The following is a 24,606-nucleotide window of genomic DNA, read 5'->3' as shown; positions in this document are numbered from 1 at the left end:
TTAAAACAGCGGACGGCTTTATTCCCATCGTCCGTTACAAGGAAACCCGATGGCCAACCCCTACCTCAGCCTATTTTCCCACCCGGGCAGCCTAGCTTTCTCCGCCGCCGCCTGGGTGGCGCGGATGCCTATCTCCATGACCGGCATCGGCATCATCACCATGTTGTCGCAAACCTCCGGCTCCTATTGGCTGGCCGGCGCCGTCGCCGCCACCTTCACCTTTTCGATGGCGCTGCTGGCGCCGCAGATCTCCAGATTGGTGGACCGCTACGGCCAGCGTCGGGTATTGCCGGCCGCCACCGCGCTCAGCGTGACGGCGATGCTGGCGCTGTTGTTCTGCAGCTGGGCGCAATGGCCGGTGTGGACCTTGTTCGTTTCCGCCGCCCTCGCCGGCTGCATGCCCAGCATGTCGGCGATGGCGCGCGCGCGCTGGACCGAGATTTATCGCGGCTCACCACAACTGCACACCGCGTTTTCGCTGGAATCGGTATTGGATGAGGTTTGCTTCATCGTCGGCCCGCCCATTGCCGTTGGCCTGAGCGTGGCGGCGTTTCCGCAGGCCGGGCCCTTGCTGGCCGCCGTGCTGCTGGCCGGCGGCGTCGCCGCCTTCTGCGCGCAAACCGGCACCGAACCGCCGGTGCACCCCAGCGCACTGGAACGCCGCGGCTCGGTCGCGTCCTTGGCCGGCATGCGGGTGTTGATCCTGGCCCTGCTGGCGCTGGGCGCCATCGCCGGCGCGGTGGACGTGATCAGCGTCGCCTTCGCCCAGCAGCAAGGGCAGCCGGCGGCAGCCAGCATCGTGTTGTCGGTGTACGCGATAGGCTCCTGCCTGGCCGGCCTGCTGTTCGGCGCGCGCAAGCTCAACATGCCGCTGCCGCGGCTCTTCGTCTGGGCCGCCGCCGCCACCGCGCTGGCCACCCTGCCCTTGCTGCTGGTTTCCAATCTGTGGCTGCTGGGCGCGGGCATGCTGCTGGCCGGGGTGTTCTTCGCCCCCACCATGATCGTGGCGATGGGTTTGGTGGAGGAGATGGTGGCGCCGGCCCAGTTGACCGAGGGCCTGACCTGGCTGATCACCGGCCTGGCCAGCGGCGTGGCCTTGGGCGCGGCGGTGACCGGCTGGGTGGTGGACCACGCCGGCGTGCTGATGGCCTTGATCGCCTGGGCCGGGCGGAGCCGCTTGAAAACGCGTGTCCTCGAAGCGGCCTTGGACAGCTGATTGCGCGGCCCTTACAACTCGAAGAACACTGTTTCCCGCTCCCCTTGCAGGTGGATATCGAAACGGTAGGCGAGTCCGTCGCTGGAGCTGTCCGGCAACGCCAGCAGGGTCTGCCGCCTTGCTTCCCCGTCGATCAGGTTCAACACCGGGTCCGCGGCATTGGCCTCGGCCTCGTCGGCGAAGTAAATCCGGGTATGGAGGCCGAGATTGATGCCGCGCGCTACCAGCCAGACATTGATGTGCGGCGCCATCCAGCGGCCGTCCCGGCCCATCACCCGACCCGGTTTGATCGTGTCGATACGGTAGCCCCCGCCGTCGAAATCAGTGCAGGCGCGCGCCCAGCCGCGGAAGCCTCCAGCCTCCGCTCCGGCATAGCGGCCGTGGGCGTCCGCCTGCCAGATTTCCAGCAGCGCGTCGCGCACCGGCGCGCCGGCGCCGTCCAGCACTTGTCCATGCAGGACGATGGGCTGGCCTTCCAGGCCGTCCACGAGCAGGCTGGCACCGATAGGGTTTCGGTACGCATCAAAACCCGCCTGTTGCGGCGCCAGGCCGATATGAACATAGGGCCCGGCGGTTTGGGAGGCGGTTTCACGCAGCACGACTTGCGGAATCGGAAGCGGATTCATAAATCCTCCTGCGTGGCTTGAACGCGGTTTTCGAACAAGGTGGCGCGCCGGCCGCGCAACACGATGTCGAAACGATAGGCCAGACTGTCGAAAGGGACTGTCGCCCTGCGATCCAGTTGCGCGATCAGCCCCCGCACCTGCTCCTCGTCGCCTATGGTCCCGACAATGGGGCAACTGGCGATCAAGGGATCGCCCTCGAAATACATCTGAGTGATCAAGCGCTGCGCATAGGCGGTTCCGGACAGGGAAAAATGGATGTGGGCCGGCCGCCAATCGTTGGCGCGGTTGCGCCATGGATAGGGGCCGGGCTTGATGCTGCGGAAGAAGTAATAGCCGTTTTCGTCGGTCAGCGCGCGGCCGCAACCGCCGAAATGGGGATCTATGGGCGCCAGGTACTGGTCCTGGCGATGCCGGTAGCGGCCGCCGGCGTTGGCCTGCCATATTTCCACCAGGGTATTGGCCGCCGGCCGGCCGTTCTGGTCGCGAACAAAACCGTGCACGATGATGCGCTCGCCTATCGGCGAGCCCTGGTGCGCGTAATTGCGCGTCAGATCGTGATCCAGCGCGCCCAGCTCTTCGCCATGGAACACCGGTCCGGTGATTTCCGACAGCGAATGCTGCAAGGCGATCAGCGCATGGCGCGGCGCGCGCAACACGCTGCTCTTGTAGTCCGGCGTCAATGCCGGCGGATGATCGCGGTGATCCCGCGGGTAAAGTTCATCCGCGCTCTGAGCGGGTATCCACATGGGCTTGCTCCTGTTCGTTTGAGGTTGGCAGCGACGACGTTGCGGGCCGGGCTGCGTCGAAGGGCGCCGCCACGGCGGCAAAGCGCTGCTTGCACAGCAAGGCAGCGGTCGCCAGCGCCGCCGGAATCGCCAGCAGGGCGAAGATGGTGTCCAACTCCAGCTGCCGGCGCAGCAACTCGCCGCCCAGCAAGGCGCCGACGATGCCGCCGAAGCGCCCGATGCCCAGCATCCAGGCCACGCCGGTGGCGCGGCCATGGGTGGGGTAGAAGCCGGCAGCCAGCGCCGGCATCGACGATTGGGCGCCGTTCATCGCGGTGCCGGCCAGAAAGATCAGGCCGCCCAGGCTCAGCATCGTCGCCGTTCCCTGTCCCACGGCGAAGATCAGCCCCGCGGTCAAGGCATAGCCCAGCGCCACCACCCGGTTGGGGTTGAAGTGGTCCATCAAATATCCTGCGGCCAAGGTGCCGATGCCGCCTCCCAGCGGAAACAAGGCGGTCATCAGCGCGGCCTGGCTGATGGAAAAGCCGGCGTCCTTGATCAGCAGGGGCAGCCAGCTGGTCAGCAGGTAAAAAATCAGTAGCCCCATGAAATAAGCCAGCCATAGCATCAGAGAACCCAGCCGGTAGGCCGGCGCGAGGACGACGCCCACCGCCGAGCGCCCGCCCAGCGCCGGCTCGGCGGCGACAAAGCCGGGCTCGGCGGACAGATCGCGCCCGGCAATGCGTTCCAGCACGCGGCGGATACGCGCCGGCGGCGCGCCGTGAGCGGCCATGTGACGCACGGACTCCGGCAAATAGCGCCACAGCGGTACGGCCAGCGCCAGCGGCGCGAGGCCGCCGAGCAAGAGCACGCTGCGCCAGCCGTAATGCGGAATCAGCCAGGAGGCGAGCACCCCGCCCGCCGACGCGCCCAGCGGAAAGCCGCAGAACATCGCGTTCACCAGCACCGCTCGGTAGCGGGCCGGCGCGAATTCCGACATCAGCGTCACCGCATTGGGCATCGCCGCGCCCAGCCCCAGGCCGGTCAGAAAACGTAAGGTGGTCAATTGCTCCAAGGTGGCGGCGAAGGCGCTGGCCAGGCTGCCGGCGCCGAAGAACAGCACCGAGGCCAGCAGCACGGATTTGCGACCGTAGCGGTCCGCCAGCGGCCCGGCGCTCAATGCGCCAAGCGCCAGGCCGAACAGGGCCGCGCTCAGCACCGGCCCCAGCGCGGCGCGCGGCACGCCCCACTCCTGCACCAGGGCCGGCGCGATATAGCCGACGGCGGCGGCATCGAAGCCATCCACCGCCACCACCAGGAAGCAAAGCGCCAGCAGCAGGCGCTGACAAGGGCTGAAACGCTCGTCGATGATGGTCTGCACATCCAGCGGTGGTTTGCTCATGACCTCTCCTTTGAACGGGCTCTTGCTTGTTGACGGCTCAGTCCCAGTCCCAGGGCATGCCTACATAGTTCTCGGCCAGGCTGGTGGCCGCCGCGCGCGAGGACACTAGGTAGTCGAGCTCGGCGCGCTGCATCTCGCGTTCAAACGGGCCGGCATCGGGAAAAGCGTGCAGCAAGCCGGTCAGCCGCCAGGAAAAATGCTCGGCGCGCCAGATGCGGCGCAAGGCGCGCCGGCTGTAATCGAGCAGCGCCGCTTCGCTGCCGTCCTGGAAATGTTCGACCAGGGCCAAGGCCAATAAACGCACGTCGGCCGCGGCCAGGTTGAGACCTTTGGCGCCGGTGGGCGGCACGATGTGGGCGGCGTCGCCGGCCAGAAACAGCCGGCCGCGCTGCAAGCTGCGCGCGACGAAACTGCGCATCGCGACGATGTTCTTGTGCAGGATCTCCCCCCGCTCCAGGCCCACGCCATCGGCGGCCGGCACCCTGGCCTGCAATTCGTCCCAGATCCTGGCGTCCGGCCAGGCGTCCACGCTGTCGTCCGGCGCGCACTGGAAGTAGAGCCGCTGCAGCGTGGGCGAACGGGTGCTGACCAGGGCGAAACCGCGTTCATGGCAGGCGTAGATCAGTTCCGGCGCCGAGGGCGGCGACGCCGCCAGGATGCCGAACCAGGCAAACGGATATTGCCGCTGCCAAGGCGGCTCGCTTTCGCCCAGCGCCTGACGCGCGATGCCGTGAAAACCATCGCAGCCGACGATGAAGTCGCACTCCAGCGCCCGTTCACCGGCGCCGCCAGCGTCGCAGTAACGGATGCGCGCGGGTCCGCCGCCGTCGAAGGATTCCAGCGCGGTGACCGGGCTGTCGAAGACCAGCCCGCCGCCGGCCTCCAGCCGCGCGGCGATCAAATCCTTCAGCAACTCGTGCTGGGCGTAGACGGTGATGGTGCGCCCGGTCAGCGCGTACAAGTCGATGCGGTGGCGGCCGCCGTCGAAGGCCAGCGCTATGCCGCGGTGCTCCTGCCCCAGGCGACGCAGCCGCGCGTCCGCGCCGGCCTCCGCCAGCAATTCCACCGTCCCCGGCTCCAGTACGCCGGCGCGCACCGTCGATTCGATCTCGGCGCGCCCCCGCGCCTCCAGCACCACGGAATCGATGCCGTGCCGTTGCAGCAACTGCGCCAGCAGCAGGCCGGCAGGGCCGGCGCCGATGATGCCCACGGATGTACGCATGGCAAGCCTCCATGAAGAGCGTGACAAGGCTTGCACGATTGCGGCAATGCCAAGCCACCGCATATTGCGCCGCAGCAATAACGGCGAAAAACCGTGCAACCGAATACATTGATTTGCCAGGGAAATCCTAGCCGCTACCGGAACCGCGCTAAATGGAGCAAGCTGACAAAGACTTGTACTATTTGCTCAGTCTTGATTCGGAAGAGCCGCATGGACCGCGCACCGGAATTCACCCTGTATGGCGAAGAGAGCAGCGTCACAGACGCGGCGTTTCTGCATCTCGAGCTGCTCAGCTCGCGCAGCCGCCGCTTCGACTGGGAAATCGCCGACCATTGTCATCGCGGCCTGTTCCAGTTGCTTTGCCTGCTGGACGGCGAAGTCAAGGCGCGCATCGACGACCGGGAATATCCGCTGAGCGGACCGGCGGCCATTTGCCTGCCGCCGGCGACGGTGCATGGCTTCAGTTTTCTGGAAGAGGCGCAGGGCTTTGTCTTGACCGTGGCCGAAAGCGCGCTGACCCACGATCCGGATCAAGCCGGCGCCTTGCTGCGGCCGCTGCTGCAAGCGCCCAGGCTGGTGGATCTGCGGCGGGACTGGCCGGCCAGGGAACGCATCGAATCCTTGTTTGGCCAATTGCTGGCCGAATTGCACTGGCCGCAACGCGGCCAGGACTTGATGGTGGACTGCTTGCTCAAGGCCATTCTGCTGATGCTGGCGCGCCTGGTCGACGAGCAGGACGCCGCCGGCGGCGGGCACCCGGCCGAGCGCGATTTGCTGGCCCGTTTCCACGCCTTGCTGGAAGAACGCTATCGTGAGCATTGGGACATCCCGCGCTATGCGGACGCCTTGTGCGTGACGGCCAGCAAGCTCAACCGCGCCAGCCTCAAGCTGAGCCGGAAAACCGCCTTCGCCTTGACGCAGGAGCGCCTGATGCTGGAGGCGCGCCGCATGCTGGCTTACAGCGCCTGGCCGATCAGCCGCGTGGCCTATGATCTCGGCTTCAACGATCCCGCTTATTTCTGTCGCTGCTTCAAGCGCCAGCTTGGCTTATCTCCAAGCGAGTTCCGCAATAAGACATGAACCCGCGCCAACGCCCTACTCCTCCAGCGTCTCCTCGCGCGGCAGCAGCTCGCGCAATAAGCGCCGGATCAGGGCCAGTTCCTCGGAACGGTCCTCGCGCCGCGCGCTCATGATCAGCGGCGAGACCAGCCCCTCGTCCGCCAGCGGCCGGTACACCACATCGTCGCGACGCAGCCGCAGCACGCTGGCCGGCACCACGCACACGCCCATGCCGGCGGCCACCAGGCCCAGCGCCGCCTGCAATTCGCGCACCTCCAGCAAATAGGCCGGCTCCAGCGCGCGCTGGCGGAAGGCGGCCAGTACTTGGTCGGCGTAGCTGGGCCGCGGCTGGCGCGGGTAGATCAGCACGGTTTCTTCCGCCGCGTCGCGCAATAACAGCGGCTCGGCGCGCTGCGCCAACGGGTGTTCCAAGGGCAGCGCCAGCCACATCGCCTCCTCGGCCAGGATTTCGCGCTCGACATTGGGGTCGTCGAACAACAAGCGACCGAAGCCGACATCGATGCGGCCGGCCTTCAAGGCCTCCACCTGCTCCAAAGACGTCATTTCAAGCAGGGACAGCTGGGTGTCGGCGTGAATGGCGCGAAAACGGCGTATCACCTCCGGCAGCGGCCGGTACAGCGTGGAGCCGACATAGCCGATCACCAGCTGGCGGCGCGCCAGCGCGATCCGGCGCGTCATCGCGCGTATGCCCTGGGCCTGGGTCAGCAGATTGCGCGCCTGGTCGTAGAAAAAACGGCCGGCCTCGGTCAGTTGTAGCGGCCGCTCGCCGCGATCCAGCAGCCGCAGCCCCAACTCCTCCTCCAATTGCTGGATCTGCCGACTCAACGGCGGCTGCGCGATATGCAGCCGCTCCGCCGCGCGAGTGAAGTTGCGCTCCTCGGCGACGGCAACGAAATAGCGCAGGTGACGCAGTTCCATCCTTGATACCTCACAGGTATGAAAGCAGACAAAAACGGTGTTGGACCGTCGCTCGCACAGGCTTGCATGATATCCGAAACCACGGGAGCGCAGCCTTGATACCTGAAACCACGATAGAAACGGTGGAGACCATTCTGGTCGACCTGCCCACCATCCGGCCGCACCAACTGTCGGTGGCCACCATGCGCAGCCAGACGCTGGCCCTGGTGCGCATTCGTTGCCGCGACGGGCAAGAGGGCTGGGGCGAGGCCACCACCATAGGAGGGCTGCAATACGGCGAGGAAAGCCCGGAAAGCGTCAAGACCAATATCGATCACCACCTCGCCCCGCTGCTGCGCGGCGAGAACGCCGATGCCTTCGCCCGGCTGTTGCGCACGCTGCGCCGCAGCGCCCGCGGCAACCGCTTCGCCAAGTGCGCGCTGGAAACCGCCCTGCTGGACCTGCGCGCGCGGCGATTGGGCGTGCCCTTGAGCGAACTGCTGGGCGGCCGCGTGCGCGACAGCCTGCCGGTGGCCTGGACCCTGGCCAGCGGCGACACCGGCCGCGATATCGCCGAGGCCGAAGCCATGCTGGAGCTGCGGCGCCACCGCGCGTTCAAGCTGAAGATAGGGCTGCGCGCGCCGGAGGACGACGTCGCCCACGTGCTGGCGATCCGCCGCGCGCTGGACGGCCGCGCCGGCGTGCGCGTCGACGTCAACCAGGCCTGGAGCGAGATGCAGGCGGAACGCGCCATCGCCCAATTGCAGGATGGCGGCGTGGAGTTGATCGAACAACCGGTGCCGCGCGAGCACCCGGCCGCGCTGGCGCGGCTGGCGCGGCGTTTCGTCGTTCCCATCATGGCGGACGAAGCCCTGCACGGCCCGGTGGACGCCAACCTATTGGCGCGCCTGGACGCCGCCGATGTGTTCGCCGTCAAGATCGCCCAATCCGGCGGCCTGTTCGCCGCGCGCCAGGTGGCGGACATCGCCGCGGTCAACGGTCTGGGCCTGTACGGCGGCACCATGCTGGAAGGCGGCGTCGGCACCATGGCCTCGGCCCAGTTGTTCTCCACCTTCGACCGGCTGGACTGGGGCTGCGAGCTGTTCGGCCCGCTGCTGCTGACCGAGGAGTTGCTGACCGAGCCGCTGCGCTACCTCGATTTCGAACTGCAGCTACCCTCCGGCCCCGGCCTGGGCGTGCGGCCGGACCCGGACAAGCTGGCCGCCTTGCGCCGCGACCGCAGCGCGCCGCGGCTGCACGCGGTCTGAACCCAAGGAGAAAACCATGCTGTTTCATGTGGAAATGCAAGTAAACCTGCCGCACGACCTGGACCCGGAACGGGCGGCGGCCTTGAAACTGGACGAGCGCGAACGCGCGCAGGCGCTGCAGCGCAGCGGCCAGTGGCGGCATCTGTGGCGGCTCAGCGGTCAGTACGCCAACATCAGCGTGTTCGACGTCGCCGACGCCGAAGAACTGCATCAACTGCTGTCCAGCCTGCCGCTCTTCCCCTTCATGCGCATCGCGGTCCGTCCGCTGAACCGGCATCCGTCCAGCATCCACGCGGACGATCGCTGAACCGCTGGCGGCGGCCCACAACCATAACATCCCGCCCCAGCCCCACCACCAAAGGAGAAACGCCAATGGAACGCGCCGACATCGACGCCCTGCTGCAACGCTTTGACCAGGCCGCCATCGCCGATGGCAATCCGCGCACTCGCGCCATCGTCAACCGCCTGCTGCGCGAGTTGTTCTACACGATAGAAGACTTCGACATCCAGCCGTCGGAGTTCTGGAGCGCGGTGGAACTACTGGCCGAAGCCGGCCGCAGCGGCGAACTGGGGCTGATCGTGCCCGGACTGGGGCTGGAACACTATCTGGATTTGCGCGCCGACGAGGCCGAGCGCCGGGCCGGCCTCAGCGGCGGTACCCCGCGCACCATAGAAGGCCCGCTCTACGTGGCCGGCGCGCCGCTGTGCGAATGCGAGGCGCGGCTGGACGACGGCAAGGACGACGGCGAACCCTTGTTCATGCGCGGCCAGGTGCTGGACAGCGCCGGCCAGCCGGTGCCGCACGCGCTGGTTGAGGTATGGCACGCCAACAGCCTGGGCAATTACTCCTACTTCGACAAGACCCAGAGCGACTTCAACCTGCGGCGCAGCATCCGCACCGACGCGCAGGGCCGCTACCGCTTCCGCAGCATCATGCCCTGTGGTTACAGCGTGCCGCCGCAGGGCGCCACCGACCGGCTGCTGGAACAGTTGGGCCGCCACGGCCACCGCCCGGCCCATGTGCACTTCTTCGTTTCCGCGCCGGGCTTTCGCAAGCTGACCACCCAGATCAACATCCAGGACGACCCCTATCTGTGGGACGACTTCGCCTTCGGCTCGCGCGAAGGGCTGGTGCCCGATATCGAGCGCTTCAGCGCGCCGGAGGAATTGCGCCGCAGCGGCGTGAGCAAGCCCTTCGCCCGCATCGAGTTCAACTTCACCTTGCACCGCGCAGCGGCGCCGGCACCCTCCTCCGAGGTCAGCCGCGCCCGCGCCCAGGCCTGATGGACTGACTGTAACCGCGGCCCGCCGCCCGGCGCGGCGGGCCCGCCGGTACGCAGAATCTGTTCAAAGTCTAAGGACATTACGATGAGCACAACCTTCCGCAGCACGGAACAATGGCGCAGCTTCGTCGGCGGCTGCCTGGACTTCCGCCCGGCCGACGGCGTTTACCGCATCGCCCGCGAGATGTTCACCGACACCCAGCTGTTTGAGCTGGAGATGGAGCTGATCTTTGAAAAAGTCTGGATCTACGCCTGTCACGAAAGCGAGATCGCCGAACCCAACGACTTCATCACCCTGCAGGCCGGCCGCCAGCCGCTGATCGTCAGCCGCGACGGCAACGGCGTCCTGCACGCGCTGGTCAACGCCTGCCAGCACCGCGGCGCCACCCTCACCCGCTTGTGCAAGGGCAAGCAATCCACCTTCACCTGCCCGTTCCACGCCTGGTGTTACAAGAACGATGGCCGTCTGCTCAAGGTCAAGGCGCCGGACGAGTATCCGGCGGATTTCGACAAGGCCGGCCGTTCGCTGAAACGGGCGCGCATCGCCAGCTACAAGGGCTTCGTCTTCGTCAGCCTGGATCTGGACGGCGCCGACTCGCTGGAAGACTACCTGGGCGACGCCAAGCTGTTCTTCGACATGATGGTGGCGCAAGCGCCAGACGGCGAGCTGGAAGTGCTTCCGGGCAAGTCCAGCTATACCTATGACGGCAACTGGAAGCTGCAGAACGAAAACGGCCTGGATGGTTATCACGTCAGCACCGTGCATTACAACTACGTGGCCACGGTGCAGCATCGTCAGGAAGTCAACCGCCAGCAAGGCGCGGCCAACGCCGCCACGCTGGACTACAGCAAGCTGGGCGCCGGCGACGCCGCCACCGACGACGGCTGGTTCTCCTTCCCCAACGGCCACAGCGTGCTGTTCAGCGACATGCCCAATCCGGCGGTGCGCCCCGGCTACGCCAGCATCATGCCGCGGCTGGTGGCCGAGCACGGCCAGGCCAAGGCGGAATGGATGATGCACCGGCTGCGCAACCTCAATATCTACCCCAGCCTGTTCTTCATGGATCAGATCAGCTCCCAGCTGCGCATCATCCGCCCGCTGGCCTGGAACAAGACCCTGGTGCAGAGCCAGTGCCTGGGCGTCAAGGGCGAATCCGCCACCGATCGCGAAAACCGCATTCGTCAATTCGAGGACTTCTTCAATGTTTCCGGCATGGGCACGCCGGACGACCTGACCGAATTCCGCGAGGCTCAGCGCGGCTTTCAGGCCAGGCTGGAGCGCTGGAGCGATATCTCGCGCGGCCACCCGCGCTGGCGCGAAGGCGCCACCCCCAATAGCGAGACACTGGGCATCCGCCCCTGCCTGACCGGGACCGAAATCACCCATGAGGGCCTGTACGTCAACCAGCACAGCGCCTGGCGGCAATTCCTGCTGCAAGGGCTGGAGCGGCGCGGCGCCGACGGGCAAGGAGTCGAGCGATGAATAGCGAACTGCAATACCGGGTGGAACAGTTTCTCTACCGCCACGCCGAGCTGTGCGACACCCAGGATTGGGACGGCTACCTGGCGCATTACGCGCCGGACTGCGAATACCATGTGCCGCAATGGGACTCCGAGCATGTGCACACCACCGATCCCAAGCGCGAAATGTCGCTGATCTACTACGCCAGCCGCGCCGGCCTGGAGGACAGGGTATTCCGCATCCGCACCGGCAAGTCCGCCGCCTGCACCCCGCTGCCGCGCACCCTGCATCAGGTGAGCAATATCCGCGTGCAGGTGCGCGACGACGGCTTGCTGGAGGCGCGCGTCAACTGGGCCACTTTCTACACCCGCTTCGGCGAGACCAGCTATTTCTACGGCCGCGCCAGCTACCGGCTGGCGGAGCATGGCGACAGCTGGCTGATCCGGCGCCAGCACGTGCTGTTGCTGAACGATACCGTCAACGCGGTGTTGGACTTCTACCACCTCTGAGAGCGGAAAACCGAAATGCATCAAGTGGCTTTGAATTTTCTCGATGGCCATACCCTGTTCCTGGAGGCCAAGCCAGGCGAACTGCTGCTGGATGCCGCGTTGCGTCAGGGCATCAAGATTCCGATGGATTGCCGCGAAGGCGTGTGCGCCACCTGCCGCGGCCGCTGCGACCGCGGCGACTACAGCCAGGACTATGTCGATTCCGAGGCCTTGTCCGCGGCGGAACTGGCGGAACGTCGGATACTCTCCTGCCAGACCCGGGTGTTGTCCGACGCCGCCTTTTCCTTCGACTTCGATTCCAGCCTGTGCCGCAGCGCGCCGCCCTCCCGCATCGCCGCCGTGGTCAGCCGGGTGGAGCCGGTATCGGACAGCAGCGCCATCCTGTGCCTGGACGCGTCCGCCGCCGAGGGCGCGCTCTCCTTCCTGCCCGGCCAGTACGCGCGGCTGCGCGTGCCAGGCGGCGAGCAATGGCGCGCCTACTCCTTCGCCCACGCGCCCGGCGCGGACAAGCAGCTGCGCTTTCTGGTGCGGCTGCTGCCGAATGGCGCGATGAGCAATTATCTGCGCGACGGCTGGCGGACCGGCGACCGCATCGAGCTGGAGGCGCCGCTGGGCAGCTTCTATCTGCGCCACATCGACAAGCCGGTGCTGATGCTGGCCGGAGGCACCGGCTTGTCCGCCTTTCTGGGCATGCTGGATCAGTTGGCCGAACAAGGCGGCTGCGGCCAGCCGGTGACTTTGTTCTACGGTGTCAACCGCGAAGGCGATCTGTGCGAACTGCCGCGCTTGCGCGGCCTGGCAGAACGGCTGCCCGGCTTTGTCTGGCATCCGGTGGTGATGAAGCCGGGAGAAGACTGGAGCGGCAAGCGCGGGCTGATCCCCGAGCAGCTGGACGCGGACGCGCTGCGCGCTCAGGCCGCCGATATTTATCTATGCGGCCCACCGCCGATGGTGGACGCGATGCGTGACTGGCTGCGCCAGCACGGCTGCGAACATCTCACTCTCTACCTGGAGAAGTTCGCCGACAGCGGTGGCTGAAGGGCCGCCAAGGCCTGGACCGTGCATGCGCCCAGGCCTTGCCCGCCCGCCACGCTTACTTCTTCATGAACGGCGCGAAGAAGGCCTCGGGCATTTCGGTGGGAAAACCCTTGGCGTCGCTGGGGCGCAGGTCGGACATATCCGGCTGGAAGTCATAAGTCTTCTGCCGGCGCTGTTGGTCCTGGTGTACCGCCACCTGCTTATCCACCGCGGACTTGATCGCGCTCATCTGGTCCAGCATCTGGCGGCCTACATCCTGCACATTGCCGATCAGATTGCTGGCATTGCTGCCTGAGGCGATGGACATATCCGGCACCGCGTTCAGAAACGGTTCCGCCATCTTGCTGCCGGCGTTCTGGCCATATTGTTGAGCGGCATTGCACGCCTTGAGGATCTCCGCTGGGTCGATCATGTTTTCTGCGGCCTTGGTCATGGTGTTTCCTTTCAGTGGGTGATGACACGAAACAAACAGCGGCAGAGAGGCTCTGGCCCCTCGTCAGCCGCCTTGCGGACAACGGAAAGACTGGATCAGCCCGGACCATAGCGGCGACGGCGAGGACAGCGACTGCCATTCGATGCGCACCGAGCCCAGGCTGCCCTGGTACAGGCGCTCGCGCCGGTCCGCCGCGCCCCCCACGCCGCGGCCGGCGTCGAAGAAGCGGAATAATGCCCACGGGCCGTCGTATTGCAAGGTATTGACGCGGCCGTCCACCGACTTCATCTGCAACCGTATCGCCAGTTTCTGGCTCTGCCCGTTCCAGTCCACCCGCTGCGGCGTGGTGGCGCCATGGGCGAAGCGCAGCGTCTGGCCGGCCAGGTCCAGCTGCGCCTCGGCCAGCTGCGGGTCCATGTCGAGGAAGCGCAACACCGTAGACACGCGCAGCCGGCCGCTGTCATCCAGCATCGTGTCGCGGATGCGGCTGGCGCTTTCATAGGCGCCGATCAGCGCTGGGCTGAGCAGCGCTTGTTTGCCGCCGTCCACGCTGCGGGCCTTCCACGGCACCGAGGCCGTGTCGACATAGGTGGCCAAGTGGTCGCGGAAATACACCGCCATCGCGCCTTGCGGCGCGAACAGCCGCTCGAAGCCTTCGACGCTGGCGTCCGCGCTGGCACCGCGGCGGAAGGGATAACGACTGCTCAGACCCTGGTCGCAAACACCGCGGGTGGCGCCGGCCGCGCCCCGGTTCAGCACCGCCTGGGTCTGACTGGAGGTGGCGGCGCTGCCATTGTTGATCAGGTCCAGCATGATGCCGCGCACCGGTTCCGGCTGCAGGCCGGCGTCGCCGCGCAGCTTGGTGAACACATCGTATTGCGCGGGCAACACCTGGCCGGTCTGCAAGGCGCCATTGACCAGGCCCAGCTGGCGATACAAGGAATCGAACAAACGCGCCAGCGGGTTGTTGCCGGCGTTGTCGTTGTTTTCCAATTGCCGGGCTATCTGGCGCAAGGCCTGGAAGTGTTCCTCCACCACCTGTTCCGGCAGCATCGTGGTGCGATAGCGCTCGCCGCTGATTTCGCCTATCAGTGTGCGCCGGCTTTTTTCCAGCCGCGATTTCTGCCTGTCTATCCAGCTATCCATGCCGCCATCGTAGTTGCCGGTCAACATGGTTTCGCGGCCGGCGAAGCGCAGCAGATTGGCCAGTGGCGATTGTGAGTTCATCAGCGCGGCCGCCAATTGCGCGGCATCGCCCAGACCCGTGACGGCGCGCACGCTGACATTGCCCAGAAAGCTTTGCCAGGCGGTGATGTAGTCCTGCAGATACTGGCTGCGCGCGCTGTCGGCCAGTTTCTGCACCAGGCTGTCTATTTCAAAACCGTTTCCGCGCAGCGGCTCGTTGTGCAGCACCCAGCTCTGCTCTTCCAGCATCGCGCGCGCGCCGGTTTCCAGCCGCGGCAGAAAAGCGTTGCTATAGCCGGCGCGGGTATACCAGCCGGAGATCGCGGCGTCGGTGTCCGGCGTATTGTTGCGCAGCCGCAGGCTGATCGCCGAGCCGAAGCCGGCGGCGCGCGCCAGCGAGATGTCCTGAATCTGCGCCGGCAGGCCTTGCTCGCGGATATGATTGAGCACCCGGGTCACCACCGGGATCTGCGCGGCGCGCGCGCGCGCGGTCTGCACCAGGCTGGCGTCTTCCGGCGTCGCGGGTAGCTCCGGCAGCGTGATCAGCGCGCGCGCGTCGGCGATCAGCAGGCGTTTGTCCTCTTCGTTGTATTGTCCTTCGGACAAGGCTTCCCAACGATTGGCTATCCAGCGCTCCACCGCGTCGGCGGAACGATATTGCGGCCGGCACAGCATCAAATAGACCTTGAGCGTCAGGAAGATATCGCCGGGGCTGCCTTGGTTCTGCGCCTGCAAGGTGCGCTTCAGTTCGTTGTGCAGTTCCGGCATCAGGGTTTTCTGCAGATGGCGCCGATAAGTCGCGGCGGCGGTGTCCGCCACGCGGCGGTGCTCGAAAAACGGCGTGCCCAAGCCGCGCTCGGCGCTTTCCGCCTGCGCCTGGGCGTAGCGCATCTGCGCGGCCACCGCCAGCAGCGGAGAGCCGGCGCCCTGCACGCTGCCGGCCTGCTCGCGCGCCAGCGTCTTGCTCTCGTTGAACTGCGCCCAGAGATAGTCCAGATAATGGCGTTCAGCGGAATAGCCCCAGGCCATCCAGCCCAACAGGATCATGGCCAGCGTCGGCACCGGCGCCCAGCGCAGCGCGTTCAGCGCCCTCCGCTTCCATGACCGCGCCGCCGGCTGCGGCGGCTGCTCCCGCGCCAGCCGCTCGGCGGCGCTGAGGTTTTGCTCCATCAACTGCCGCTCCAAGCCAAGTTGCCGCAGCAATGGCGTCCACAGTTCGCCCAAGGGCCGGGTCGCCGGTTCGGGGCCGTCGATCTCGATATCCGCCACCTCCGCCACCGAGCCCAGCCACAGACCGCGCAAACGGGCTGCATCCTCCTCGCCGTCGCGGGCGAACAAGGGCGGCAGCAAGGCCGACAACGCCAGCCGCAATCGTCCCAGCGTTTCCACGAAACGCAACTGGGCATGATTGACCGCCGCCTCGCCGGCCAGCGGCGCGGCGAACAGCACCTGGCGCTGCACCCGCTGCTCCAGGCGATGCAGGTCGTCGTCCCAGCCGCCTTCCGCCTCCAGCGGCAAGGAAAACCCGATGCCGCGGCTCCAGGATTCCGGCTTCATCAAGCCCAGCAACGCCATCGCGCCATCCAGACGATCCAGCCTGGTCAGCGCCAAGTAGACATTGGGGCAGCGCCCCAGGCCGTCGCGCAGCTTGAGCAGATGCTGCCGCAAAATCGTCGCCACTTGTTGCCGACGCTTGGCCGCCATCGTCAATAGCTCATCGCCGCCAATGCACAGCACCACGCCGCTGACGCAGAGCCGGCCACGCAATGCCAACAAGCCTGCCAGCAGTTTGTTCCAGGCGGCGGAGGCGGCGGCATCGTAGCCGTCGCTCACATTCCACTGGCCCTGGGTGTCGAGCCAGACCGCGTCCGCGCCCAGCCGGAAATCCAGCCCCAAGCCCTGACCTATCGTCATGGCCTGCGGCGCGCCGTCGCGCAGCGACCAGTCCAGCAAGCTGCTTTTGCCGCTGCCGCTCACACCCAGCAAGAGATAGCATGGCAGTGGCGCGCCGTCGCGACGGCTCAATTGCTGCTGCAACTGCCGCAAGGTATCGTCGATGTAATCGGGTGGAGCGGGCTCCGGCTCGGGCTCCGGCGGTGGCTTGGGCGCGCGCCTGAGCGAGCGCGGCGCGGCCAGCAAGCGGGCCCAGAGCCGGCACAGCAACGGCCAGAAACCCCAGAGCAAGACTGCCGCCACCAGAATCTGCCGCAGCAGCAGCCAACCCAGCGGCCGATAAACCCCGATGGAAATCAAGGGTCCCACCCACCAGATCATCAACGCGATCAATACCGCGATCAGAATACGCAGGCTATGCCGGATCATGGCTGTTGCTCCTTGGCGCCGAGACCGAACGGCTCCGGCCCGCCGGCGGTATCGGGCGGCGGAGCGGCGGCGTGGCCGGAACTTGCCGCCGACGAAGCTTGGCCGCCCCCCAGGGAAATGCCGGCCACCTTCCACAGCACATCGACGCGCCGATTACGCGCATAGGCCTCCGGCGTGCGCGCCGCATCCAGCGGCGCGCTTTCGCCAAGGCCTGAGGAATCGATACGGCGCGCCTTGGCGTTGTCGGGCGCTTGCGCGCCGCCGGCGACGGCGGTCTGGCGCAGCATGTCGGCCACCGAGCGGGCGCGCGCCTCCGACAGCCGTTGATTATTGGGAAACGCGCTGGTCTGGATAGGCACGCGGTCGGTATGGCCTATCACTTCCAAATCCCCCGGCCATGGCGCGAAGGCCTGGCCCAAGCGCACGATGTTCTTCTGAAACGACGCGCGCACTTCGGCCTTGCCGACATCGAAAGCGCCGTCGCTGCGGAAGATCAGCAGCCAGCCCTGCGGATGTTTATAGGCCACCAGCCAGCCTTCGGACAGCAACTGCGGCAACGGTGGCGGCAAGGCGGTGGCCAGGTTGATGGCCCGCGCAGGCGGGGTCCAGGCCGCCAGCGCCTCGCGCAGACGCCGGCCCTGCTGGTCCAGGCTGGCCGTGGCCAGGCCATAGGTCAGCGCGGTGGCCGCCAGCGCGATGACCGCCACGCGCCAAGGCGTCAGCCAACGCTGTTTCGGCGGCGGCGGCTCGGGGGCCGGCGTCACCGCCGGCGGCGTGATCAGTCCGGTGCCCAGCGGGGCCGGCTCTTGCTGACGCCATATCGTCGCGTGCAGTTGTGAACGCAAATCCTGCAGCAGCACCTCGCCGCGCTCCAGCACCCGATAACGCCCCTGCCAGCCCAGCGCCAGCACCAGCTCGTACCAGGCCAGCAGTTGCAAGGGAAGCGGCTCATGACGCAAGCAGCGCTGCAGATCGGCGAATGCGTCCTCGCCGCCCCAGGCATCGTCGTGGAATTCCACCAGCAGGCTGCGTTCGCCGTCATAAGGCTGCTGGCCGGCGCCGCGCGCCGCGTCGTTGCAGATTTCATCCAGATAAGTGCACAGCAGATAGCTGGCGTCCTGTGCCTGCTGCCATTCGCAGCCGGCGCTGCCCAGGCGTTCGCGAAACAGCTTGAGCTCCAGGCCCAGCTGCGCGCGAATCTGCAGCTGGCTTTCCGCGGCCTCCAGCATGCGCCGCAGTTGCAGCACAGCCGGCATGGCGTGGGAGATAAAGGGATTGTCCCAATGCGCCAGTTGCTGGCCGGCCTTGAACAGCGCGGCCCGCCCGCCCGCTCGCTGATAGACCAGCATCGCGCCGTCCGCTTCGCTTTCCGCGCCGCTAGTGTCCGCCAGCGATGGCGCGGCGGAAGCCGGCTCCAGCGCGGGCTCCGGAACAGCCGGCTCCTGCTCCGCGTCCTGAATGTCCGTTTGCGATCCGGGCATCAGCAAGGGCAGGTTTTCCAGCTGGCGGCGCATGGCGCTCTCCATCATGGAGCTGTTCAGATGCGCGGAGGAGGCTCGCCGGAAAATCGAAGAAAAATTATGCAGCAGGTTCATCGCGGCTCACTCTTTTGTATTCTTGGATCAGGCGACCTTGCCTTCGCGCAGCCCCCAGGCTTCGAAACGCAGATCCTGGAAGTCGCCGACAATGCGCAAAGCCAGCGCCGAACCCGCGAAGGCCTGCGCCCAGAACGGGTCGCTGGATTCCACTTCGAAATACACGCTTTGCGCGTAATACGGCACCTGGCGCGGCGGATTCGGCACCGGGATCAGCCGCGCGCCCGGCAATTGCAGGTCCACCAGCTTCTGGATCTGTTCCACCGCGCCCAGCTTGGCCTGCTGCGGCAACAACTGGCGCAGCTTGTCCGCCGGCATCGCCGCGGAGAAGGCGAACACCATTTTCTGCAACTGCCACTGGCGGTCCACCACGCAGACATGGACCTGATCGCCACGATCTTCGAATCTAAGCGGCAGCACCGGAGTTTCAATCACACGGGCCAAGGCATAGCGCAGAGTGGCGGCCAAGGGTTCGAAACTGGCCTGCAAATCGTCGTGGCGGTAGGCGAACTGGCGCTCAGCCAGCGTCTCGTCGACGCCGGGCAGCACGCTGAGCCGGCCCAACAGGCCGATCAGCTCTTGGAACAGCAGCGCCGGCGGCAATGGTTCGAAGGCATCCAAGTGCGCCAGCCGCATCCGGTATTCAGCGATCCCTTGGCGCAACATCAGCTCGATCAGGTCGGCCAGGCCGCCGCCGGCGGACAAGACCCGCAGCCCGGCGCTGCCCGCCAGCCGTACTTGCAGCGTGCTTTGCAACTCCTCGATCAGCGCGCGCAGCGTCTGGTGGGCGCGGCTGTCCAGCAAGGGCGGCACAAATCGCGCATCCAACTGCGGCGCCAGCGCGCTGCTGCGGCCATCCACCCTGGCGAAGGGCAAGGCGGTTTCATCGGCGCGCAATTGTGATTGCCAGCACAGGCGCGTCATCATGCGACCGGTTTCCAGCGTCAGCCGGCGCGGCGAGCCCGGCGCGTCCAGCCCTATGCTGAGGTCGGACACCTCGGTGGCCACCGCGCGGTAGCGGGCCGGCGCGGCGATGTCGCCGAAGGCCATGTCCGGGCCGCCGCTGCCGGCGGCCGGCAAGGCCAGGCAGGCGATATCGCCCGCCTGGGCTTCCGCGGTGTCCAGCGGCGCCGGCAGCGGATCATGCGCCGGCAGCGCGAACGGGGTGCCGTCCGGCAGCACGCCGGTGGCGGCGCGCAGGCCCAGCCGGCCCAGTCCCAGCCCGTCGCTGTCCACGTCCAGCAATGAAAAGCCCCAGCCATGGCTGGACACTTGGCTCAGTCGCAGCTTGAACAGATGGGCCAGATGGCGCTCCTGCTGCTGAAAATGCTGGGTTTCGATCAACATGCCATCGCTCCAGGCGACTGGCCCTACCGGTAAAACGCTCATAGATTCCTCTCCTCACGGACAGCTGACGCCTTGCGCGGCCTGCGCGCCGGCTTGCGCTCAGGCAGGGCGGCCGGGGTCTCGGCGATCGGCGGCGCCTTGTCCGCAACCGGCGGTGCGCCATCGGCGAGCGGTGGCGTGACCGGAGGCGTCAACGCATCGACAATGCGGTTGCGTTCCAGCTGCACCGCCAGATGGATCAGCTTGCGGCCGTCGACGCGGATGCGCAGCGGCGCATAGCCGGGCGGTTTCGCCGCGAAGTCGGCATCCACCAACAGCCATACCGGATCCGAGCCAGCGGCCGGCAACAATACTTGCTGCACCTGTCCTGGCGCGATCACTTGGCGCGCTTCGGCCGTGATCTCCTGGCCGCGCTGGACGCATAGGCTGTCATCCAGCCCGGTCGACGGCGTCCAGTTGGCCTCGCGCGCCACATATAGGCAGACTTGAACCGGCCGCGGGCCGCCGCCGCTATTGTTGAGCTGCGCGCCGCCCACCAGGGTGACGTGCAACTGGCGCGGCCCCTCCTCGCTCCGAATCGGGCTCAGCGGCGGCAGCAAGGAAGGCAGCAGCGCTGGCAGCAGGGAGGAGCAGCCGGCCAGCAGGCCCGGCAGCACCCAGAGCGCCATCAGGCAAGCGCTCTTGCGCATGGCATTCACTAAGAAATCCTTACCTTGGTTTGCGATGGGCTGACCACCAAGCCCGTGGTATTGCGGGTATTCTGGCTGGTCGTGTCATCGGCATGGGTCGGCGTGGGCGCCGCGCAGGTCATGACCTTCGGCTTGGCGGTGAGATATTCCATGGTTCCCTTGATCGCGCCACTTCCGCACCCACCCCAACTGCCTTCGTTTCCGGAGGAGGTCGCCACCTGTGTTGCCTGGTTATGCTCCGGCGCCCCTTCGATTAAAAGCTTGTGGCAGGGATTAACCGCATCGCTCAGTTTGGCCGTGTTGACATAGCAGCCCGGCACGCACACCACAGGTATCTTGCACATATCGCAAGGCGCCACGGCCTGGCCGCTTGCGCCAGAGGTGTTTTCAAACCCCATGCCCGTTCTCCTTAGCCCAGGTGGATTTGGCCGGCATCCAGCTTCAGCAGCGAGGACGAGGTCAGCGTGGCGCTGGCGGCATGCAGGCCGAGATGCCGCTCCACATGCAGCAGCTGGCTGCCGCATTGCGTCAGGTCCGAACCGCCGATATGGGTCTGCCGCTCCTGAGCGCGGGTGCCGATCTGCTCGGCACGGCTGTTCAACTGGCGGCCATGGAGGCTTAATTCGCCATCGGCGTGCAAGCGCAGTTCGCCGGCCTGCACTTGCACGCTGGCGACGCCGAAGTCCAGCACGCAATGCGCCATCGCATCGTCGCGCTCCAGGATCGCCAACACCCAGCACGCCTCGTCGGAGAGCGCCAGCTGGACCAGATCGCCGCGTTGCGGCCTGGGCTGGCAGCCAAACGCGACCCTCGCATCCAACGCCGCGCCCGAGACCAGCCGCACCCGGCAGGCGCTGGACTCCGCCGCGTCCACTCTGCCCTGGCGCAAGCCGTTGGCCTTGTCCTCGATCTTGGCGCGGGGTGCCGACACCCGCAGCCATTGCAATACCGCATCGCTTTCGCTCTCGGTTTGCGGCGGCGCCACGCTAGGCTCTGCTAGTGGTTTCATCACGTTTCTCCTCTGGGGCCGGGCTGAACGCGCGCGCGCCAAGCCTGGGTTTGCTCAAACTTTTGATCGCTGAAAACGGCGCTGGCGGTATCGGCGGCCTGCCACGCGTCGCGGGGCTGGCCTATCAGCCGGCCATGGCGGCAGCTGCCGCCGGACAGCCTGACTTGCCGCAATTCCGCGCCGCAGGCATCCAGTCCGTCCAGCTCGGCGCCGCTGAGGTCCACCCGCTCCAGCCGCGCCCGCCGCAGCCAGATGCGCGGCGCGTGCAGGTGACTGAGCTGGCAATCCTCCAGACTGGCGCCATCGAAAAGCGCCTGCTCCAAGTCGCAGCCGGTGAACTCCAGCTGGCAGAGCCGGCTCTGCTCGAAATTGGCGCCAGCCAACTGGCTGTCCTGCAGCCGTCCGCCGCGCCATGCGCTGCCGGACCAGGCGGCCTGGCGCAAGCGGCAGGACTCCAAGCTCATGTCTTCCAGCTCGCAGTAGAGCCAGCGGGTATTGATGCCCTGACAATCCAGCAAGGCCATCCGCTGTGCTTGGCTCAAGCCGACGATGAAGTTGTCAAGTTCCGCGCGTTGAATGCGCACATCGGCGAGCCGGTTCTTGATCCAGGCGCTGGCCTGCCAGGTGCCGCCGGATAGCAGGCAGCGCCGCAGCAGGCTATTGACGAAGGAAACATGGGCGCCGCGCAGTTCCAGCATCCGCCATTCCTCCGCCTCCAGCGCCACGCAGATGAAGTTTTTCCACGCGCATTGCCGCCAGTCGCTGTCGCGCGCGCTCACGTTTTGCCAGAACACTTTTTCGAACACGCAGTCTTGCCATGCGCAGCATTGGAAGCGGCATTGCTCGCAATGGACTTGGCGCCAGACATTGCCTTCAAAGCGGTTGTCGTCGAAACGGCAATCGCGGAAGCGGACATCGCTCAAATGATGTTCCCGCCAATGCACGCGCTCGAAATGGCAGTCGATGTACAGCATGCCGCTGAGCGCCTGCCGCGGGGCCTGCTCGCTGAAGTGCTGGCCGCGCACTTCCCGCGGCAGCGCCGAGGGCGCGCTCACGCGCTTCTCCGTGGCAAATCCTGCAAGCCGGCATCCAGATTGCCCTGCCAGCCGCCGGCCGCTGCGGGCAAAATCCAGGCGGTATTGGCGTCGATCAGATTGCAGTCCTCGAGCCGGCTCTCGCTCAGATCGGCGCCTTGCAGCGCGACGTCGCGCAGCGAGCAAGCCTGAAAAACCGCGCCGGCCAGATTGGCGTTCACCGCCTTGGCGCCATCCAGCACGCAGCCGTTCCAGCGCGAGCCGGGCGCTTGCAGCTTGCCGATGCAGAAATGGAGGCAGGTGCAATATTCGAGGTGCACGCCATCGGCCTGCAGCGCCTGCCAGCAACACTTGGTCAACTCGCAGTCCTCCAGCAGCGCCTGCTTGAGGCTGCTGTGATAGGAGATCACCGCCAGGGTCAGGCCACAGCGTTGCCAAAGACTGGCGGACAAATCGCTTTCCAGCGCGCTGAACTTCAATAGTTGGCAGTGGCGCCAATGCGCGCCGCGCAACGCGCTGCGCACCAGGTCCAGGCCATCGGCCCGTACCTCCTCGACGCGCCAGTTCTCGCCGGTGACTTGGTAGAAACTGACCCGATCCCAACGCATCTGCGCTACCCGGCCCTGGTCTCCGCCCTGCCCTTGCACGGTCACCGCCTGCCAGCTGCCGCCGATGAAAACCACCCCGTCCAGCCGGCAGTCTTCCAGGTTGACGCGCTGTAAGACGGCCTCATGCCAAGCGCTCCGCTCCAGCTTGCAACGTTGGGCGCCCCCATCGGTCCAGCTCACTTGCTCCAGCCGCGCGCCGGTAAAGGAGCAGTCAACGAAGCTGACTTGCTCGAAACGGCACTGGCGCCAGCTACAAAGATCAAAACGGCATTGTTCGAAGCGCATCTGCCGCCAATGACGCTGTTCGAAGTCCAGTCCGCTCAGGTCTACGCCGCTCAGCGTTTGCTCGCACAGCTCGCCGGCTTCGTCCTGCTCCAGGCGCTGACGCCAGTCAATATGGGAGGAAGCCGCCGTGGGTGTTGTTGCCAAGCACTTTTCGCTGTCGCGCGCAAAGGCTCGCAACTTGATCTGGTCTCGCTGCGCCTGTTCAAACGCTTGCCATTGCTGCCGCATGCGGTCACCGATTTGCTCGTGGCTGAGTGGCGCGGGCGTCTGGCCGGGATGGTCTTCCACCGCCAGAATCTGCTCCCATACCCAGCCGCGCCCCGGATCCGGCATCAGCGGGTGATCTGACAACAGCATCGGGTCTTGATCGGCCACATCGGCCCGGCGCCACGCAAAAGCCTTCAGCCCAGCCAGGTCCAGCGGCTCGGCGCAGTCCTTCAAGGCCACCAGCAACTGGCTGATGTCTTCCTGCAAGGGGTAGTCCAAGGGCAGGAAACCGCTCCACCACATTACGCCCAGGTCCCAATCCGGCAAGAACCAGACCGTCTGCAGCGCCAGCTCCGCTTGCTCGGACAAGGCGCCCGCGTGCCGGCCGGCCAGCGCCACGGCGGTCAGCGCCGGCAGCTTGCCGGCAAAGCCTTGCCCGGTCGGTCCCATGCCCCGCAATGCAAAACACTCGCCGCTGCGCCAAACCCGCTCCCGCGACCACTGATCCGGCGCGGCCTGCTGGAACATCCGCAAGTCGGTTGCCGCCGGCCAGCCCAGATGAGTGCCATCTTCCGCCATCGCCGCGATCGAGCGCGGCCTGGCCGGTTGCCACTGCCGCCGTTCCGGCCAGTCCAAGCCCAGCGGCCCCAAGGCCGCCAGCGCCGCCGGCTTGGCGCCCAGGCCGCACAACAATTGCAATGGCGGGGTATGCGACGGCAGGCCGCAAGGATTGGCGCCGTCATGGCCGGCGGCGGCTTGGCGATGGTCTAGTTCCAGGCTGGCGCGCAAGCAGCCGTCGGCGCCGAGCTGGCCCGCCGCGTGGCAAGACAATCTCTTGCCCACCGTGCCCAGTTCCGCGCTCGCGCTCCAATTCACCGAGCCTTCCGGCTCGCGCCCGCCGCGATAATGCGCGTGGCCCAGCAGCAGCCACTCCGCATGCTGCTTGGGCATGCCGGGCTCGAACAAGGGCACCGACGGCGCCGCCGCCTTGATCGCCTCCCAAACCGACGCCTCATGCGCCAGCACCCGGGGATCGCTGAGCCGGAACCCAATGCCGACGCCGATCCGCAGTTGCGCCTGGCTGCCGATCTGGGTGCGCGATGTGGAAATCAACGCGGCCTGCGGCTTGATGTGTGTGGTCATGCGCGTTCCCTTCTCTCTGTG

The 24,606-nt window shown here is 66.6% G+C and carries 22 protein-coding genes; 8 read left to right on the top strand and 14 right to left on the bottom strand.

The genetic code is table 11. The annotated features are described in order from the left end of the window. Positions 1-49 precede the first annotated feature (49 nt). Positions 50-1,216: an MFS transporter gene (locus tag VI26_RS20545; protein WP_048411616.1), complete on the top strand. Its 1,167-nt coding sequence runs from the start codon at positions 50-52 to the stop codon at positions 1,214-1,216. Positions 1,217-1,227: 11 nt separating this feature from the next. Here VI26_RS20545 and pcaG read toward each other — a convergent pair whose 3' ends face one another. The 4 genes from pcaG to VI26_RS20525 are packed head-to-tail and all read right to left on the bottom strand — an operon-like array spanning position 1,228 to position 5,191. Further along, positions 1,228-1,842, bottom strand: a complete 615-nt coding sequence (gene pcaG, locus VI26_RS20540; protein WP_048411615.1) for a protocatechuate 3,4-dioxygenase subunit alpha — start codon at positions 1,840-1,842, stop codon at positions 1,228-1,230. Beyond that, positions 1,839-2,588 (bottom strand): protocatechuate 3,4-dioxygenase subunit beta, encoded by a 750-nt coding sequence (gene pcaH / locus VI26_RS20535; protein ID WP_048411614.1) that lies wholly within the window; start codon positions 2,586-2,588, stop codon positions 1,839-1,841. Before pcaH ends, pcaG begins: the two co-directional genes overlap by 4 nt. Further along, positions 2,560-3,969, bottom strand: coding sequence for an MFS transporter (locus VI26_RS20530; RefSeq protein WP_048411613.1), 1,410 nt, complete (start codon positions 3,967-3,969; stop codon positions 2,560-2,562). The genes pcaH and VI26_RS20530 overlap by 29 nt, the downstream gene beginning before the upstream one ends. Positions 3,970-4,006: 37 nt before the next feature. Then, the gene (locus VI26_RS20525) at positions 4,007-5,191 is read right to left on the bottom strand and encodes a 4-hydroxybenzoate 3-monooxygenase (protein WP_048411612.1); all 1,185 of its coding nucleotides are present in this window, start codon (positions 5,189-5,191) and stop codon (positions 4,007-4,009) included. Positions 5,192-5,401: 210 nt separating this feature from the next. Here VI26_RS20525 and VI26_RS20520 point away from each other — a divergent pair, with 210 nt between their 5' ends. Continuing rightward, on the top strand, positions 5,402-6,271 hold the full coding sequence (locus VI26_RS20520; protein WP_048411611.1) for a helix-turn-helix domain-containing protein: 870 nt from the start codon (positions 5,402-5,404) through the stop codon (positions 6,269-6,271). Positions 6,272-6,286: 15 nt separating this feature from the next. On the opposite strand, the gene VI26_RS20515 is transcribed toward VI26_RS20520, so the two are convergent. Continuing rightward, on the bottom strand, positions 6,287-7,189 hold the full coding sequence (locus VI26_RS20515) for a LysR family transcriptional regulator (RefSeq protein WP_048411610.1): 903 nt from the start codon (positions 7,187-7,189) through the stop codon (positions 6,287-6,289). 95 nt (positions 7,190-7,284) lie between these two features. On the opposite strand from VI26_RS20515, the gene VI26_RS20510 reads away from it, so the two are divergent. The 6 genes from VI26_RS20510 to antC all read left to right on the top strand — a co-directional run bounded on the left by VI26_RS20510 (position 7,285) and on the right by antC (position 12,728). Beyond that, entirely contained in the window at positions 7,285-8,436 is a 1,152-nt protein-coding gene (locus VI26_RS20510; protein ID WP_304413467.1) for a muconate/chloromuconate family cycloisomerase, read from the top strand. Positions 8,437-8,452: 16 nt separating this feature from the next. Beyond that, entirely contained in the window at positions 8,453-8,743 is a 291-nt protein-coding gene (gene catC / locus VI26_RS20505; RefSeq protein WP_048411609.1) for a muconolactone Delta-isomerase, read from the top strand. 65 nt (positions 8,744-8,808) lie between these two features. After that, positions 8,809-9,720 carry a catechol 1,2-dioxygenase gene (gene catA / locus VI26_RS20500; RefSeq protein WP_048411608.1) on the top strand — a complete coding sequence of 304 codons (912 nt, stop codon included), beginning with the start codon at positions 8,809-8,811 and terminating at the stop codon, positions 9,718-9,720. Positions 9,721-9,804: 84 nt separating this feature from the next. Next, positions 9,805-11,202, top strand: a complete 1,398-nt coding sequence (antA, locus tag VI26_RS20495) for an anthranilate 1,2-dioxygenase large subunit (RefSeq protein WP_048411607.1) — start codon at positions 9,805-9,807, stop codon at positions 11,200-11,202. Further along, on the top strand, positions 11,199-11,690 hold the full coding sequence (gene antB / locus VI26_RS20490; RefSeq protein ID WP_048411606.1) for an anthranilate 1,2-dioxygenase small subunit: 492 nt from the start codon (positions 11,199-11,201) through the stop codon (positions 11,688-11,690). Before antA ends, antB begins: the two co-directional genes overlap by 4 nt. Positions 11,691-11,705: 15 nt before the next feature. Beyond that, the gene (gene antC / locus VI26_RS20485) at positions 11,706-12,728 is read left to right on the top strand and encodes an anthranilate 1,2-dioxygenase electron transfer component AntC (protein WP_048411605.1); all 1,023 of its coding nucleotides are present in this window, start codon (positions 11,706-11,708) and stop codon (positions 12,726-12,728) included. A gap of 55 nt (positions 12,729-12,783) precedes the next feature. On the opposite strand, the gene VI26_RS20480 is transcribed toward antC, so the two are convergent. From VI26_RS20480 to VI26_RS20440, 9 genes are all read right to left on the bottom strand, one after another. After that, positions 12,784-13,161 (bottom strand): DUF6277 family protein, encoded by a 378-nt coding sequence (locus VI26_RS20480; protein WP_197081551.1) that lies wholly within the window; start codon positions 13,159-13,161, stop codon positions 12,784-12,786. Between the two features lie 63 nt (positions 13,162-13,224). Continuing rightward, entirely contained in the window at positions 13,225-16,668 is a 3,444-nt protein-coding gene (gene tssM / locus VI26_RS20475; protein ID WP_048411604.1) for a type VI secretion system membrane subunit TssM, read from the bottom strand. After that, complete coding sequence (gene icmH / locus VI26_RS20470; protein WP_197081550.1) at positions 16,665-18,182, bottom strand: type IVB secretion system protein IcmH/DotU; 1,518 nt, start codon at positions 18,180-18,182, stop codon at positions 16,665-16,667. Before icmH ends, tssM begins: the two co-directional genes overlap by 4 nt. 108 nt (positions 18,183-18,290) lie before the next feature. Beyond that, positions 18,291-19,652, bottom strand: a complete 1,362-nt coding sequence (gene tssK / locus VI26_RS20465; RefSeq protein ID WP_048411603.1) for a type VI secretion system baseplate subunit TssK — start codon at positions 19,650-19,652, stop codon at positions 18,291-18,293. Next, positions 19,649-20,299, bottom strand: a complete 651-nt coding sequence (locus tag VI26_RS20460; RefSeq protein WP_231581074.1) for a type VI secretion lipoprotein TssJ — start codon at positions 20,297-20,299, stop codon at positions 19,649-19,651. Before VI26_RS20460 ends, tssK begins: the two co-directional genes overlap by 4 nt. An 8-nt stretch (positions 20,300-20,307) precedes the next feature. Beyond that, positions 20,308-20,697 carry a PAAR-like domain-containing protein gene (locus VI26_RS20455; RefSeq protein ID WP_048411602.1) on the bottom strand — a complete coding sequence of 130 codons (390 nt, stop codon included), beginning with the start codon at positions 20,695-20,697 and terminating at the stop codon, positions 20,308-20,310. A gap of 11 nt (positions 20,698-20,708) precedes the next feature. Then, on the bottom strand, positions 20,709-21,308 hold the full coding sequence (locus VI26_RS20450; protein ID WP_082151181.1) for a DUF3540 domain-containing protein: 600 nt from the start codon (positions 21,306-21,308) through the stop codon (positions 20,709-20,711). After that, the gene (locus VI26_RS20445) at positions 21,308-22,363 is read right to left on the bottom strand and encodes a pentapeptide repeat-containing protein (RefSeq protein WP_048411601.1); all 1,056 of its coding nucleotides are present in this window, start codon (positions 22,361-22,363) and stop codon (positions 21,308-21,310) included. The genes VI26_RS20450 and VI26_RS20445 overlap by 1 nt, the downstream gene beginning before the upstream one ends. Then, the gene (locus VI26_RS20440; RefSeq protein WP_048411600.1) at positions 22,360-24,585 is read right to left on the bottom strand and encodes a pentapeptide repeat-containing protein; all 2,226 of its coding nucleotides are present in this window, start codon (positions 24,583-24,585) and stop codon (positions 22,360-22,362) included. The genes VI26_RS20445 and VI26_RS20440 overlap by 4 nt, the downstream gene beginning before the upstream one ends. Between the last annotated feature and the right edge of the window lie 21 nt (positions 24,586-24,606).

It is taken from the genome of Chromobacterium sp. LK1 (assembly GCF_001043555.1).
In the GTDB taxonomy this organism is placed as follows: Bacteria; Pseudomonadota; Gammaproteobacteria; order Burkholderiales; family Chromobacteriaceae; genus Chromobacterium; species Chromobacterium aquaticum.
The sequence above is the reverse complement of the archived record's forward strand: the minus strand, read 5'-3'. Positions and strand labels throughout refer to the sequence as shown.